At 59.7% G+C, this 14,798-nt stretch carries 13 protein-coding genes and 1 pseudogene; 6 read left to right on the top strand and 8 right to left on the bottom strand.

The window, feature by feature from the left end; all coding sequences use genetic code 11:
- The 4 genes and pseudogenes from CDN38_RS33485 to acuR form a co-directional block, all read right to left on the bottom strand.
- Positions 1 to 231 (bottom strand): annotated as a pseudogene (locus tag CDN38_RS33485) (hypothetical protein); the annotation flags it as partial.
- A 298-nt stretch (positions 232 to 529) separates the two neighbouring features.
- Positions 530 to 1,171, bottom strand: a complete 642-nt coding sequence (locus CDN38_RS02170) for an SDR family oxidoreductase (RefSeq protein ID WP_036391071.1) — start codon at positions 1,169 to 1,171, stop codon at positions 530 to 532.
- 206 nt (positions 1,172 to 1,377) lie between these two features.
- A complete protein-coding gene (gene acuI, locus CDN38_RS02165) occupies positions 1,378 to 2,361 on the bottom strand; it encodes an acrylyl-CoA reductase (NADPH) (RefSeq protein ID WP_031354507.1) in 984 nt (327 codons plus the stop codon).
- A 14-nt stretch (positions 2,362 to 2,375) separates the two neighbouring features.
- Positions 2,376 to 3,008: an acrylate utilization transcriptional regulator AcuR gene (acuR, locus tag CDN38_RS02160; protein WP_086370962.1), complete on the bottom strand. Its 633-nt coding sequence runs from the start codon at positions 3,006 to 3,008 to the stop codon at positions 2,376 to 2,378.
- A 182-nt stretch (positions 3,009 to 3,190) separates the two neighbouring features.
- On the opposite strand from acuR, the gene CDN38_RS02155 reads away from it, so the two are divergent.
- Together CDN38_RS02155 and CDN38_RS02150 are read left to right on the top strand one after the other, a co-directional pair.
- On the top strand, positions 3,191 to 3,772 hold the full coding sequence (locus CDN38_RS02155; RefSeq protein WP_036391083.1) for a TetR/AcrR family transcriptional regulator: 582 nt from the start codon (positions 3,191 to 3,193) through the stop codon (positions 3,770 to 3,772).
- 143 nt (positions 3,773 to 3,915) lie between these two features.
- Positions 3,916 to 4,611 (top strand): cysteine hydrolase family protein, encoded by a 696-nt coding sequence (locus CDN38_RS02150; protein WP_225332317.1) that lies wholly within the window; start codon positions 3,916 to 3,918, stop codon positions 4,609 to 4,611.
- A 75-nt stretch (positions 4,612 to 4,686) separates the two neighbouring features.
- Here CDN38_RS02150 and CDN38_RS02145 read toward each other — a convergent pair whose 3' ends face one another.
- Together CDN38_RS02145 and CDN38_RS02140 are read right to left on the bottom strand one after the other, a co-directional pair.
- Entirely contained in the window at positions 4,687 to 4,914 is a 228-nt protein-coding gene (locus CDN38_RS02145) for an anti-sigma factor family protein (RefSeq protein WP_033710422.1), read from the bottom strand.
- A 366-nt stretch (positions 4,915 to 5,280) separates the two neighbouring features.
- The gene (locus CDN38_RS02140) at positions 5,281 to 5,763 is read right to left on the bottom strand and encodes a YkgB family protein (protein ID WP_031354506.1); all 483 of its coding nucleotides are present in this window, start codon (positions 5,761 to 5,763) and stop codon (positions 5,281 to 5,283) included.
- Between the two features lie 1,228 nt (positions 5,764 to 6,991).
- Here CDN38_RS02140 and CDN38_RS02130 point away from each other — a divergent pair.
- The 4 genes from CDN38_RS02130 to CDN38_RS02115 all read left to right on the top strand — a co-directional run bounded on the left by CDN38_RS02130 (position 6,992) and on the right by CDN38_RS02115 (position 11,501).
- Positions 6,992 to 8,476 (top strand): aldehyde dehydrogenase family protein, encoded by a 1,485-nt coding sequence (locus CDN38_RS02130; RefSeq protein WP_016343721.1) that lies wholly within the window; start codon positions 6,992 to 6,994, stop codon positions 8,474 to 8,476.
- A 61-nt stretch (positions 8,477 to 8,537) separates the two neighbouring features.
- Positions 8,538 to 9,662: an alkene reductase gene (locus CDN38_RS02125; RefSeq protein WP_016343720.1), complete on the top strand. Its 1,125-nt coding sequence runs from the start codon at positions 8,538 to 8,540 to the stop codon at positions 9,660 to 9,662.
- Positions 9,663 to 10,051: 389 nt separating this feature from the next.
- The gene (locus CDN38_RS02120) at positions 10,052 to 10,399 is read left to right on the top strand and encodes an ArsR/SmtB family transcription factor (RefSeq protein ID WP_198041688.1); all 348 of its coding nucleotides are present in this window, start codon (positions 10,052 to 10,054) and stop codon (positions 10,397 to 10,399) included.
- 313 nt (positions 10,400 to 10,712) lie between these two features.
- Complete coding sequence (locus CDN38_RS02115; RefSeq protein ID WP_031354504.1) at positions 10,713 to 11,501, top strand: HAD-IIA family hydrolase; 789 nt, start codon at positions 10,713 to 10,715, stop codon at positions 11,499 to 11,501.
- A gap of 1,475 nt (positions 11,502 to 12,976) precedes the next feature.
- On the opposite strand, the gene CDN38_RS02110 is transcribed toward CDN38_RS02115, so the two are convergent.
- Together CDN38_RS02110 and CDN38_RS02105 are read right to left on the bottom strand one after the other, a co-directional pair.
- Entirely contained in the window at positions 12,977 to 13,819 is an 843-nt protein-coding gene (locus CDN38_RS02110; protein WP_225341763.1) for an LLM class F420-dependent oxidoreductase, read from the bottom strand.
- 103 nt (positions 13,820 to 13,922) lie between these two features.
- The gene (locus tag CDN38_RS02105; RefSeq protein WP_023870431.1) at positions 13,923 to 14,669 is read right to left on the bottom strand and encodes an SDR family NAD(P)-dependent oxidoreductase; all 747 of its coding nucleotides are present in this window, start codon (positions 14,667 to 14,669) and stop codon (positions 13,923 to 13,925) included.
- Between the last annotated feature and the right edge of the window lie 129 nt (positions 14,670 to 14,798).

The raw sequence follows: 14,798 nt of genomic DNA, 5'->3' as shown, positions 1-14,798 counted from the left end.
GGGTAAGGGGTCGTCGGCAGCGTCAGATGTGTATAAGAGACAGGTGGGTGGGCGCGCCAGCGATCCTGGGCGCAGTAATCGGCCGTCGGTGTCGGTGACGGTCAAAGCGTCAGCGGGTCCGGTGATGGTGATGACGCCGCGGTGGTGGCTGCGGTGGTGATATGGGCACAGCAGTACCAGGTTGGTTACAAGTCGTTGATCTACCTGCTTCTTGCCTGCATTCTCCCAGTGTGGCGCTGGTGAGCGTGAGCAAAGCTGGGTGAGCGTCAACGTACGTACTGAAGCCCGTACACGATCTATGGGGTTGTGCCGCCTCCCTCTGAGTGAAGTCTCTTCAGATGTTGTCATCGCCTGTGGAGCATGCAGCCAATGACGATCCGCTTGGCCTGCTCGTACTCGACCTAGGCGGTCTAGTGCTCCCGCGAGGGTGAACTTACGCCGCCCGACGCAGGCTGCGACCTCATGCCCAGAGTTCGCATTGCGCCTGGACTATCCACTATCCAACGGCTCTTCCCGATCGCGTCCGGAATTACTGCCATGCAGGCTTGTCGGCGTCGGTGCCTGGCTTGTTTACTCCCAGTGAGCCGTGGAGTTCTTGTGAGGGATCGGTAATCAATCGTACGACGAGTGCCGCGATGCTTTTTCGGGATACCTCGGTGCCTTTGAAAGGTTCTCCTTTTTGGGTGATCTCGTAGTCCACTTCGTCTTTGTCTGTAAGCCATGCGGGTCTGATGATTGTGTAGTCAAGGCGCGAAGACTCGATCACTTTCGCCGCTGCGGCGTAGGTTTCGAGATAGCCGCCGTCGAGCATCCGATGGTTCCAACGGCCAAACTCGCCGGGGACTTCGTCGTAGATCCCTAGCGTCGAGATCCAAATGAGCCTTCGCACGCGAGCGCCCTCAAGTGCAGTGACGACCCCACGCGCTTGGTCCACGATATCTTTACCGCCAAGGTTGGCATAGACGATGTCTTGTCCCGCGACCGCTTGTTTCAGGAGACTTCCGTTAAGGACATCACCTTCTACTGCCGTTGCGCGGAGGTCGGGCAAGTCGTGCAAGCGTTGGTCGTTCCGTAGGTAGAGGGTGAGATTCACGCTCTCGTCGTGGAGCAGTTCGCGTACTACGATTTGCGCGATTCTGCCTCCGGCACCAAGTACAAGAACTCGTGTCATGAATGCTGCTCCTTCTGTCGTCGTGTGTGGTGGGCGTTATAAGCGGCGATCAAGGTATTTCCTACTCGGCCGAGTCCGGCACGACAGTTACTGGCGAGCTGGCGGCCCCTCGGTTGTGCTGATCGCATGCTGCGGGAGAGCACGTGCCTATCGTGCAGATAACCCGTCAGCTAGCGACTATCCCGCACTGCTCCAGCAAAGGGGAGTTAGCGATTCACGTCAACGATGATGCGGCCCCTCACTCGGCCCTCAAGAAGATCTGTTGAAGTGGAGATAGCGTCAGTGAGGCCGATCTCGTGGCTGATCTCGCCTAGGTGTCCGGTGTCGAGGTCGCTGCTCAGCCGGCCCCACGCTGTGACGCGTTTGGCGTGGGACTGCGTGACACTGTTGATACCCAACAGGCTCACTCCGCGCAGGATGAATGGCGCAACAGTGCTTGGGAATTCCATGCCTTGAGCCATGCCACACGCGGCGACGGCTCCCTCGGCACTGGTAGTGGCACACACATTGGCCAGTGTGTGGCTGCCCACGGAGTCGATAGCGCCGGCCCAGCGCTCGCTGCCCAAGGGGCGGCCCGGTTCGGCGAGTTCGGCTCGGTCGATCACCGTAGCCGCACCCAACCTCCGCAGATAGTCTGCCTCAGCGAGGCGGCCGGTTGCCGCGACGACCGTGTAGCCGTTGCTCGCGAGCAGCGTGACCGCGATGCTTCCGACGCCGCCACTGGCACCGGTGACGAGTACTTCGCCGTCGCTAGGGGTGACCCCGTGTTGTTCGAGTGCCATCAGGCAAAGCATCGCTGTATAGCCCGCAGTGCCGATGGCAGTGGCCTGCGCCTCGGTGAACGAGGGGGGGAGTGGCACTAGCCAGTCCGCCTGGAGCCGAGCGATCTGTGCAAGCCCTCCCCAGTGGGTCTCGCCCAGTCCCCAACCGTTCACCAGAACGTGATCACCGGGTTTGTAGCGCGCGTCATTGCTGGCCTCAACGACGCCGGCTAAGTCGATTCCCGGGACCATCGGGAAGCGACGGACGACGGGGCCCCTACCGGTGATGGCCAGGGCGTCTTTGTAATTGAGGCTGCTGTATGCGACCCGGACGGTCACTTGCCCCTCAGGTAGGTCGTCGCTGCCGAGCCGCCGCATTTCCGCACGGTAGTCCGTGTTGGTCTTCTCAACCACAATCGCGCTGAACATCGTATTCCCTTCTCCTACGCGCGGGCACATGCGAGGAATCCACTGAAAAACACGTCGAGCGGTTCGACTGTCCGAGCGAGTTTGGTGCGCAATACCGCTCCCTCCCAACCGATCCAGAAGAACCGTGATAGCGCGGCGCAGTCGGTGTCGGCCGGAAGATCTCCTACGTCAACGGCCAGTCGCAGGCAATCCTGTAAGCGCTGCTCCCAGTCCTCAAGTGTTTCTTCGAGTTTCGTGCGATAGCTCTCGGGAAGTGTCCGAACTTCTTGCCCAAGATTGCCAACAAGGCATCCACGATCAAACCTGTGTCTGGCCATTCCGGCTTTCGCGTCCTCGACGAAAAGGGTCAGACGTTGCAGTGGTGGCAGACTGTCGTCCAACAGCCAGCGATCAAGTTTGCGCGCGAAATACTCCGCGTAGCTCTGCAGCACCTCCAGACCGAATGCGTCTTTGCTGTCGAAGTAGTGATAAAACGAGCCCTTCGGTACATCGACGCGCTTGAGCACCGATTCAATACCTGTCGCAGTGAGGCCCTGCGCAGTCAGGATTTCCATCCCGCAGCGAAGCAATGCTCCCCGCGTGTCTTCGTGGTCACGGCTGACTTTTGGCGGCCGTCCACGACGAGGCCGGACAATGGGAGCGCTCATGGTGATGAGATTAGACCGACTGTCTCTAAATGTCCACGGGCGCGTTCAGCGCCCGGTGAGTTCGCGCTACGCAATGGCGCACCAAAAATGCTCACTTGACCGGATATGTGCGTCTGGACGCGCGTGGTCGAGTTGGTGCCGTGCACGGCCAAGGTCCTTGTTCGGTCAGTTACTCTGCTCCTGTGCCTCGCCCGGGGAACCCGGATATCCGCAGACGGTTACTCGCTAGTGGACTCGAGCTCTTCTATGCCCGTGGCGTCAACGCGACAGGTGTCAAGGAAATTGCCGATCGTGCCCACGTACCGAAGGCGGCGTTCTACACGTACTACGAGAGCAAAGAAGCCTTTGTTGTCGCAGTGCTAGAACAGTACTGGCTCGAACTTCAGGACCGGTCCGGATCCTTGCTGCTAGGTCGCGGGAGACCGGTTCGCCGCCTGCAACGCTACTTCGCGGTGATTGCCGACGAGCACGAGCGCCATACCTTTATGCGCGGCTGCCTAATTGGCAATCTCGCGCTCGAAGTCTCAGCCACCAGTGCGTCGGTCCACGAAAAGCTACGCGGCATTGTTTGTGCTTGGGAGCACGAACTGGCCGCTGTTTTCACAGAGGGAACGCCTCAACGGCGTCGCGAAGTCGCAGGTTTGATTATCGAAGCGTGGGAAGGGGCAGTGCTTCGCGCCAGGATCGATCGCACCCGCGCTCCATACGACCGTTTCTCACGAATAACCTTGCCGCAGTTGGTGGGTTTGGTCGGCACGTCCTGAAGTCCCGCCTCCATCATCGAGGTCCGAAAGGCCGGACTTGTTGATATCCGACCGGTCGTCTATTTATACTTTCCGGGCGCTGCCGTGTGTCGCGCACTAGCGCCCGATAGGAAAGGGACTCCCATCCAATGTCGACTTCATCCGTGTACGACGAGCCCGCAGAGCCCGGACTTCCGCCATCTGGCTTCCAGCTTGACGTGACGCACGCTGCGCTCGTCGTGACTGACCCGCAGAACGACTTTCTCAGCCCCGATGGTGCAACATGGTCGGTGTTCGGCGCCAGCGTCGAAGACAACGGCACTGTCGAGCACATCGACCAACTACTGTCAGCTGCCAAGAGCGCGGGGATCACGGTTGCGATCTCTCCGCACTATTACTATCCATCCGATCAGGACTGGCAATTCGCCGGACCGCTTGAGCGCTTCATGCACAGTGTCGGCATGTTCGCGCGGACGCATCCGCTGCAGCTGGAAGGGTTCGACGGTTCGGGCGCGGACTATCTCGAGCGGTACAAGAACCGCATCCTGGACGGAAAGACGGTGGTCGCTTCTCCCCATAAAATCGTGGGTCCGCAGTCCAACGATCTCGTACTTCAGCTTCGCAAACGCGGTGTGACCCAGGTTCTTCTGGCTGGAATGGCCGCGAATCTGTGCACCGAAAGCCATTTGCGCGAGCTGATCGAACAGGGTTTCGAGGTTGTCGTCATCCGTGACGCGACTGCGGGTGCACGGTTGCCCGAAGGCGACGGATACTTGGCTGCCCTGATTAATTTCCGATTCCTCGCCTCAGCTATCTGGACCACCGATCAAGCGGTGGCTGAGTTGGCGCAAGCCACCTAAAGACCGATGGGCGCTGACGGCAGCAAAGTTGGTGTATCCATTGTTGCTGAGCTGAACTCGGTTGCCCTGCGAAGCTCAGCGGCGCCGTTGGTGTAAGTGCGCCGATAACGTATCGCGCAGCGTGCGCTTGAAGCCGGCCACGGGGATCTGATTCAAGATTGCGATCGTCGATATGTATTGAGTGCGATAGTTTGCGCATCCGGCGCACTCGGACAGGTGCGTTTCGAGCCTCACGTGGTCGCTCGAACCGAGCGAGTCGTCCAGGTATTCGGTGAGTAGTTCGGCGAGTTCGTTGCATCTCATCTGTCTGCATCCTTTCATGTAGTGCATGAGCGACCGGCTCGCCGGCGACCATGCTCCCCGGTGCTTGAGGAAAAATTCCCGAGGATGGCTTCGTTGCTCCGACTCCTCGTCCAGTTTCTCGTCGTCAAGGGACTGCGACCTTTCCTCCTATGAAAGTTCGCAGACAGCTCTGTGAACCGAGGTGACTGATCCTGGGAAGAGCCGATTCCTTTGTGTAAGAGGCCTTCCTGTAGGGGGCCTTCGGCGATCTGGTGTCCTGACGTAGTCGCGTGCGAGGCGTGGCGTCGTGGGGCTTGCAAGTCGACAACTTGCACGAAGCCGCCCTCGTCACCCGCACGAAGCGAGGTGACGAGGGCGGCTTCGGCCTCAGCGGCGTGTGAGTGCATCGACCAGCGTCCAGGCAGAGATTCCGAGCAGTGCGACGTCCTTGATCAGGAACTGACCAGTCGACGACAACACCGGGAAACCTCCTGCTGATGCTTCGAATGCACCAGGCGTACTGAGCACGAATGTCAGTGTTGTGGCGAACATGCCGATGGCCATGAGGCTACCGATCGCTGAGAGTCGAGGGAACCACGGTTTGACGGCGAGCAAGACCGCGATTGCGATCTCGACTACACCGAGTAGCGACGAAAAGGTGGTGATCGAGAAAATGTCGTACAGCCAAGACATGAAAGGGCTGTTCGACACGAATGGCGCGATGCCGTTGGCTTCGTACTCTGTGAACTTCAGCATGCCGATCCAGGCGATGACGACGGCCAGCCCGTACCGTGCCAGGCCCGCGCCGCCACGTGCTACTGGCGACTCTGGGCGCACGCCGGCTTGAATCTGCTCGCGGATGGTAGCGATCATGATGACTCCCTTGCTAGTTGGGTTGACTACACCACTGAGTGCTATGCACTTCGGAAAGCGTTACAGCGCTTCCGTTTAGGTGGGTGTGCCGTACGTCATAGTTCCTGCGGGGATCTTGTGGGTCGAGACCGACGACGCGGATTGCGAGGTCTCGCCCTCGACCATTTGGGTGCCCACGCCCTTCCGCGCGGCGCTGCGGTCGTCGACGCCAAGTTCCTTTAGTCGCGGTAACCCCAGAAGTCGGCTTATCCGCCCCGTGTCGGCGCAATCGACCAGCAAAGCACGGACCATTTAGCAGCGCAGCGCTGTCAGGGAAAACGCCGGCGTGGTCTGTCGGCCCTCGTAGTGCCGATTTGCTGTGTCGCGACTAACTAACGGCCGAACAGATTTGGCGACCAATCTGCTTTGAGCAAGGCGATGAACGCAACCCTAAACGCACTGACCGCCACCAGACAGTGCTGGGTCTCTCCAGTTTTGGGCGACCTTGAGAGGCTATCGACGGCTAGGAGCGATGGTCCGACCATGTTGCGCAATCGCAGCCTGCGACAGCTTCTCCGACCGATACAGCCGGCGAATCTCCGCCCAATCCTCCACAGTGATCACTCTCCAATCGAAAGGTGAAGTGCTCACTTTTCAACCGGAACTACCTGCTCACTTTTCGACCGGAGCTGACAGGCATGGTGCACATGACGAGGTCGACGATGCTCGGCAAGCTTGCGGCGTTGCAGCAGACCTCGGCCCAGGAAGTAGACGCTGCGCGAGAATCGATCAAGTGGCCACCGCACCGCCGGCTTGGCACCGCCTCCCAAGCACTTTGAACCACCCCGGGTTTGATCCGCGTCAAACCTGGGGTGGTTCACGGTTTTCGTATCGTTGCCGATTTCATTCGACTGCGGGTTCCTGGCCGGATGGCACGGTCGAACCTGCGCAGTTCGGCGAGTCCCTATTGAGTGGGGATCGTCCGAGTTAAGCCGCGCAGCAGAGCGCACCTCAAGCACGGTCACGCACCGACGGCCACCAACCAGCCGACCCGGCGGTGTTAGCGCAGGAAGACACCCCCTTTACGCCCATCTGAATATCGCGCTATTGGGATATTGACGTATCTCGATATCTAGGTTAGGGTTGGTGGCACCACGTCGTCAGGGGTGGTGAACAACGAAATCACGGAAGAGGTTGAGCCGGTTGTACTTCCGGCCCGCCCGCCAATCAGAAGGAGAAGCGCGCCATGTCCACGTCCCAGTATGCTCCGGACCGCAGCTACGGAATGTTCATCGACAACCAATGGGTGGACGCGGAGTCCGGGGAGACGATCGAGAGTATCAATCCCGCGACGGGTGAGGTGCTGACTCGTATTCCTAGTGGAACAGCCGCTGATGTCGATCGCGCGGTCCAGGCGGCGCAGCGTGCGTTTGCGGGCTGGAGGGCGACCACGGTGACGGAACGTGCGAACGCGTTGAACAGGATCGCCGACCTGCTGGAGGCTGACGCCGAGCGTTTCGCGGTCCTGGAGTCGCTGGATGTGGGCAAGCCGATTCGCGAGTCGCGCGTTCTCGACGTGCCCATCGCCATTGATCACTTCAGGTACTTCGCCGGAGTGATTCGCAGTCACTCAGACGAGGCGGCCGTGCTTGATGAACAGACCCTCAGCCTCGTGCTGAGCGAACCGCTTGGTGTGGTTGGTCAGGTGATCCCCTGGAACTTTCCGTTGTTGATGGCAGCCTGGAAGATTGCCCCGGCAATCGCCACAGGGAACACCGTGGTGATCAAGCCATCGGAGATGACGCCGGTCAGCATTTCCGAACTGGCAAAGATTTTCGCGCAAGTTCTTCCCCCCGGTGTCGTCAACATCGTCACCGGCACAGGGCCGGTTGCCGGCCAGGCCGTGCTGGATCACCCGACGGTACAGAAGCTGGCATTCACCGGTTCCACCCGAGTCGGCTACACCGTCGCCGAAGCCGCAGCCAAAAGACTGGTACCAGCAACGCTGGAGCTGGGCGGCAAATCGGCGAATATCGTTTTCCCCGACGCGAATTGGGACAAGGCCGTCGAGGGGGCAGCCCTGGCGATTCTATGGAATCAAGGCCAAGCCTGCGAATCCGGAGCTCGCCTCTTCATTCACGAGTCGATCTACGACCGTTTTATCGACGAACTAAAAGCCAAGTTCACCACGGCCCGCGTGGGGGATCCCCTCTCACCAGACACCCAGGTGGGCTCGTTGATCAGCAAAGCCCAGCTGGAGCGCGTGTTGGGCTATGTAGAAACCGGTCGTGCTGAAGGTGCCACGGTTTTGACGGGTGGTCGCCGGCTCACTGGCGGGGACTACGATTCCGGATTCTTTGTCGAGCCGACAATATTGGTCGATGTGCGCAACGATATGCGCGTTGCATCGGAAGAGATCTTCGGCCCCGTTCTCGTTGTTATCCCATTCAAGGACGAGGATGAAGTTATCGCCTTGGCCAACGACTCAGAATACGGACTCGCCGGCACAGTGTGGACCCAAGACATCAACCGTGCACTTCGCGTGGCACGCGCGGTGGAGACCGGTCGGATGTGGGTGAACACCGCCCATGAGATCCCTGCGCATGCACCTTTCGGGGGCTACAAGAAATCCGGCCTGGGCCGCGAAGCCTACAAATCCATGCTTGACGCGTACACCCACAAGAAGAACATCTACGTGAGCATGAACGAAGCTCCGCGCGGACTGTTCTAAATCGCGTATCCCATCGCTGCACAAGATTTAAACCATCACACCAACACCGGAAAGAAAAGAAATGAAAGACTCAGTGCTGTTCACCGCTACCAAGCTCGGCCCCTATGAGGTCAAGAATCGCATCGTTCTTCCCCCGTTGACCCGTTCGCGCAGTTCGCAGCCCGGCAACGTACCCAACGAACTCATGGCGGATTACTACACGCAGCGCAGTGGCGCCGGGTTCATGGTGACCGAAGGTACGCAGATCGAACCGCGCGGGCAGGGCTACGCCTGGACACCCGGGATCCACAACCTTGAACAGGTTGCGGGTTGGCGCAAAGTCACCGATGCGGTTCACACCGCCGGTGGGGTGATCTTCAACCAGCTCTGGCATGTGGGACGGGTGTCGCACACCTCGTTGCAGCCCGACGCCGGCGCACCGGTCGCCCCGTCGGCCATCACCGCGGACGCCGTGAAGGTTTTCGTGGAAACGGGCCCGGGAGCCGGAGCGCTGGCGCCGCCGTCGCCGCCGCGGGCTCTGACGACCGGCGAGGTCAAAGACGTCGTGCAGCTCTACGCCGACGCCGCGCGCAATGCTCTCGACGCCGGATTCGACGGGGTGGAAATCCACTCAGCCAACGGGTACTTGGTCAACCAGTTCATGTCCACCCATACCAACCACCGCAACGACGAATACGGCGGTTCCCTGCAGAATCGCCTCCGGTTCCTGCGCGAGGTGGTCGAGGCAGTTGCCGGCGTCGTCGGTAAAGACCGTCTGGGTGTGCGGTTTTCGCCATTGTTCACCACTACTGGCGAAGACCGTGTCTACCTTGGCCTGGTTGAAGATGACCCCCATGAGACCTACATCGAGGCGGTAAAGATCCTCGAAGAGGTTGGCATCGCATATGTGTCGTTGGCTGAGGCCGACTGGGACAACGCTCCCGAAATGCCGGAAAGCTTCCGTGTCGCAGTGCGCGAAAACTTCAGCGGAACCATCCTACTGGCGGGCAAGTACACCGCCGAACGCGCAGTCCGTGCCATTGAGGCTGGCTGGGCCGACTTGATCGCCTTCGGCCGACCGTTCATCGCCAACCCAGACCTGCCCGAACGGATCGCCAACGACTGGCCGCTCAACACCCCGGACCCGAGCACCATGTACGGCGGCACCGAGAAAGGCTACACCGATTACCCCACCTACCGTAGCTAGTAACCGAACCACGTCTTGCCGTGCAGTCGATCAGGCTGCACGGCAAGACGAGTCGCACCTCGGACGCTCCGCGGCCCAGCCGAACCGCCTACGAGAAACGTTTCATGCGGACCCAACCGCGAAGCCGCCAACGAGGTACGACATGCGCCGACGACGATCACCGATGGGCCGCGCAGCGTTCTGGCCAACTACCCAGCGCATCGGCACAAACTCGCAGGTACGCTAGTCCCTATACACGACAGGATCCGCAACATGTCCGTTCTCCAGCTCCCGGTGTGTCGAACTAGCAACGCCGCCACTGGATGTAGGCCCACGTTTACTAACTACTGTGCAACATCCGTCAGATCGGCGGCCCACCCGCGTAGCATGACCACGAAAGGGATCATAAAATGCTGAGCACTTCACCTGAACGTACTAATTCCCAGAATTCAATAAGTATTGATGTCAACGAGGCATTGAAAGCCCTCGATAACCCTACCCGATTAACGATACTCAGTTGGCTCAAGGATCCGCGAAAAAATTTTCCCGAACAGGGTATCGATCCACAAGAAGTCGGCGTGTGCGTGAGTATCATTCAAAAGCATGTCGGCTTATCACAGTCGACAGTGTCGTCATATATGGCAGTTCTGCAACGCGCGCAATTGGTAACCTCCCGACGGATCGGGCCCTGGACGTACTACAAAAGGCACGAAAAGAATATTGAGTCGCTGCTGGAAGCCTTGAATGCGCTGATTTAACCGCTGCGCGCTCTCCTTCGCTGACCAACTGAGCACGAGCCAGCCAGGTAATAGCCTGCGGTAAAAGCTACAGCCGTCATTTCACTTTTAACTGAACACGCAAGGACGCGGGGCTACCATCATTAACTGAGACGGCTTGATATTGCTTCGCGCAGCCCAGCCCGGCATCCACGTCAACGCCATACCGTTACAGAGGCAACTCCACTATGTCACCAAGTTCTGACAAACAGATCGGCGCCGCCCCAATCGCTCTTCCCGAACGTTCTCGATACATCCGGCACATGCGGCAGGTCAGTCATTTCGCGGAGTATCGATGACGCCAACGCCTGTCGTATTCAGCGACCTGGACGGTACGCTATACGTTGGTGACGAGCTCGTTCCCGGCGCGCCTGAGGCTGTGACAAGACTCCGAAACATGGGTTGCACGCTCCGTTTTCTCACCAACACCGATACTGTGCCACCACAGACCCTCCAAGAAACACTGCGCGAGCGCGGATTCGACGTTCGTGTCGGCGAAGTTTTCACCCCCGTATCCGCTGCCCTGCAACTCTTTGAAGCAACGCGCGGCCGGATCAACGTATTGCCGGTGGTGTCAAGCGCCTTGCTTCCGACATTTGCCCCCTACCGCCACGCCGGCGGTGCGATCACCCATGTCGTCGTCGGCAACACTCACGACACGCTAACGCATCAGCTACTCGACTTGGCGTTTCGCGCTCTCGAGCGCGGTGCGACCCTTATAGCACTCCAAAGAGGGAAGTATCGAAAACGCCCCGACGGCAACCATATCGACACCGGTGCGATCACGGCAGCGCTTGAGCACGCCACCGGCGTCACCAGCAAACTCCTCGGCAAACCATCACCAGAATTTCTGCGATCCGCCGCAGCGAGCGTGCCCGTCAAGCCGAACGCACTCTGGCTGATCGGCGACCAACCCGCCAACGATATTGCCATGGGAAACGCGGTAGGCGCACACACAATCCAGGTACGCACCGGCATGTATGCCGACCAAATCGACCTTACCCAGACACATCCCGCAGAAACCACTCTGGACTCCATCGTTGACATGCCCGCTTGGCTAACGCGCAACGAGCACCAGCACTGATAGCCATCTAGCCGTACGACGGTGCCTGCGCTGTGAGTGTGGCAGTAACCGGTGTACGCGGCTTTACGGCCCGTGCCGCCAGACGTGCTCATCCACCCCGCGCACCGCCACGCCATCCAAGCGGGCCTGGTCAGCGATGAGCAAACCGCTGGCCCACCGTCAGTTCGGCTGAGAGCGCCCCGCGGCGCCTTCGGCCCACACTGGACCGCCTATGACCGATCAACCGAAAGGCCCTCTGGCACTGGGAAGCCCGTCCCACCCGGCGCCACGAGACCAGCAACCGCGACCCGCCCACAAGCCTGACCCCGTCAACTGCGACCCGGAGTCCGGCGACCATCGCCTTGGACGGAAATCGAGACTAAGACGCCCTAATACCACCTTCCTAGATATAGCGATATCGCGATATCTGGATTAGAATCGTAGGAGTGACGCTCCGATCGGCAATTAATCTGCGAGGGCCGCAACTGACGCGGCGCCCAGCGAAAGTCGCCCAGCTGCTACTTGCCGGGTCGGCGTGCGTCGCTGCGATAGTATTCGCCGCAACGGCGACAGCTGAGGATTCTGCTAGCGATGCTGGAGCTGAATCGCCCAGCATCAGAATGACACTCGGCGAGACGACGACCAAGACGACGGCTCCTTCTGAACCTCGCACTCCGTTCGCTGAGCCAGCCGTCAAGGCAATGGTGCCCTGCGGATTCACATTCGGCTGCTGAGCGTGCCCAAGAGACTGCCAAGGTCATCCCAATCGATCCAAACGACAGACCCAGTCTAGCCACCCGGATCTTTCATCCGAAACCCGTGAAGTGGAGGGTGTTTCGTGATCAGCAAGGACATGCCTGAGGCTGGGCGGCCGTCGCTGATGGCCATGTCTAATGATTTGACCACCAAGGTGGCAATCGCCTTCGAGGCTATCGGTCAGCCGACGATGCTGCGACTGACCCTGTCGATGACAGCGCAGCAGTGCAACAGCCTTCGATGCTGCGGTGTTGGACATATAGCATTGACCTGCAACTTATTTGGAACGAGATGCTGTAGCAGGGGCTGACCAGATAATCGACTGTGACCGCACCGCAGTGGACGTTGGAGCCACTCTGGTCCGGGCAAGTGTAGATGCCGGTCAGCCGTATCAGGGACCGACTTGGTGCGGGGGCTCCCTCGTCGGGACACCTTGGCGCACTTGGTGTTCGATGTCGTTTTGCTTGGTCCACTGAGAAGGGTGACCGGGTAGATGCCCAGATTGCCGGCGGACTAGCTCGGTGAAGTTCCCCGAGAGCGTGGAGGCATCGACAATAGGGGTCGAGATGCCAGAGAAACGGAAGAAGTACGACTAGGAGTTCCGTGAGGGTGCGGTCCAGATCGTCGAAGAAACGGGTAAGCCGGATCGCCCAGGTTGCTCGTGACCTGAGCGCGTATGAGGGCACGCTGGGTAGCGCGGACACGGGCGGCCCGCGAGGGTCGCGGTGAGCTGACCCAGTCTAGCTGTATGTATCGCGCCAGTGGATCATATCTTTGAGTTCGCGAAAGTCGAATCCGTCTGCATCCGGGTGGATTTCAGTGGTAAAGAACGTTACCCCCATACTCGCAAATGCGTCGGCGTCGGCGCGGCCTGTCCAGTGCACTGCGCGTTCAATCGCCGACTCATCGCGCCCTACTACCTGTGCCAACTCGCCAAGCAGTGCATTCTTACGCCGGTACTCGGCGGGGCTGGCGAACGTATGCCAGATGTCGGCGTACCGTGCCACCAAAGGCAGCGTGCGGCGCACCCCCATGCCGCCGATGAGAATCGGGATGCTGCGTGTCGGAGCCGGTATCAGTTTGTCGAGCCGCTCGCTTATGCGTTTCAGGCTGCGCTCGAATAGGTCCATCCGTGACTTGACGGTACCGTACTCATAACCGTAAACGACGTAATCCTTTTCATACCAACCGGATCCAATCCCCAGAATCAGGCGGCCATCGCTGATGTGATCGACTGTGCGGGCCATGTCAGCGAGAAGATCCGGATTGCGGTAACCGACACCAGTTACGAGCAAGCCGATCTCGGCGCGTGAGGTGATCTCGCCCCATGAGGCCAGCGACGTCCAGCCTTCGAAATTATTGACGTCGGGCTGCACGGGTAGGAGCTCGGGCAACCCGTCGGAGGTCGGGGCGGTTGCGGGTTTATGGAAATGGTCGTAGCCGAAGATTGCGTCTACGCCGAGTTGTTCAGCGGTGATCACTGCGTCGCGCCAGGTGCGGTAGTCAGGGGTGTCTCCTGGCCACAGCTGCACACCGACGCGAATAGGCAGGTTCCGACGGCTAGACATATTGATATACCTCATATTTCAATGGGATGAGCAGGACACTTATTAATCGATGCACGCTGCATTCGGCTCCCGTGTGATCGGAATTGATGGCAGCATGGACTGTGCGGTTAGCCGGTGTTCAGACGGCGGTGCGGCCGCCATCTACAGCGAGGGTGACCCCGTGGATGTAGCTGGCTTGGTCGCTCGCCAAGAACACAATCGAGTTGGCGATTTCTTCAGCCTGCGCGGGACGGCCCGCGGGAGCAGGGCCAACCAGCCTGCGAAGCCCCTCACCCATAGCTGCGGTGCCTTCGGTGAATGTCGGTCCTGGACTGACCGCGTTGACCCGTATGCCCCGCGGTCCGTACTCGGCTGCCCACGTTTTGGTGAGGGATACGACCGCAGCTTTGCTGGCGCCGTACAGACTGGTTCCGACGTTTCCGTACTCGGCGACCATCGTAGTGACATTGACGATCACGCCATTGCCGCGTTCGGCCATCTTGGGGGCTAGTTCGGCTACCAAGAAGAACGGAACGCGAACGTTGAGATTGAACACCGCGGTGAAATCTTCTTCGGTCATCGATTCGGTTGGTCCGAACGGATAGACGCCGGCGTTGTTCACCAGCACGTCGATATGGCCGAGCCGTGTAACAGCCTCAGCAGCGAGCAGCCTCGCGGATTCGGCGTCGTGCAGGTCACTGCTGAGAAACTCGGCCTTGCCGCCCGTGGACTCGATCTCTCCTACTACCTGTTGCCCACGCTCCGCGTTCCGGCCTGACACTGCCACTACGGCACCGTGACTAGCCAGAGAGACGGCAACAGCCCGCCCGATTCCGCTAGTTCCGCCGGTGATGAGAACGCGTGCCTCGGACAGTTGGACAGCCATCGTTCATCCTGCTTTCTTATGGTCGACCGGATTGTGTGCCGCGGCCAAGGTTTTCTTCGTACTATCACGTGCGACTAATGAGTGTGCGGACGACGGTCAAGCGTTACAAGTCTCGGCCGTCCCGCAGAG

The sequence above is a fragment of the Mycobacterium ostraviense genome, from assembly GCF_002705925.1.
Classification (GTDB): Bacteria; Actinomycetota; Actinomycetes; order Mycobacteriales; family Mycobacteriaceae; genus Mycobacterium; species Mycobacterium ostraviense.
This window is presented reverse-complemented; position numbering and strand designations above follow the sequence as displayed.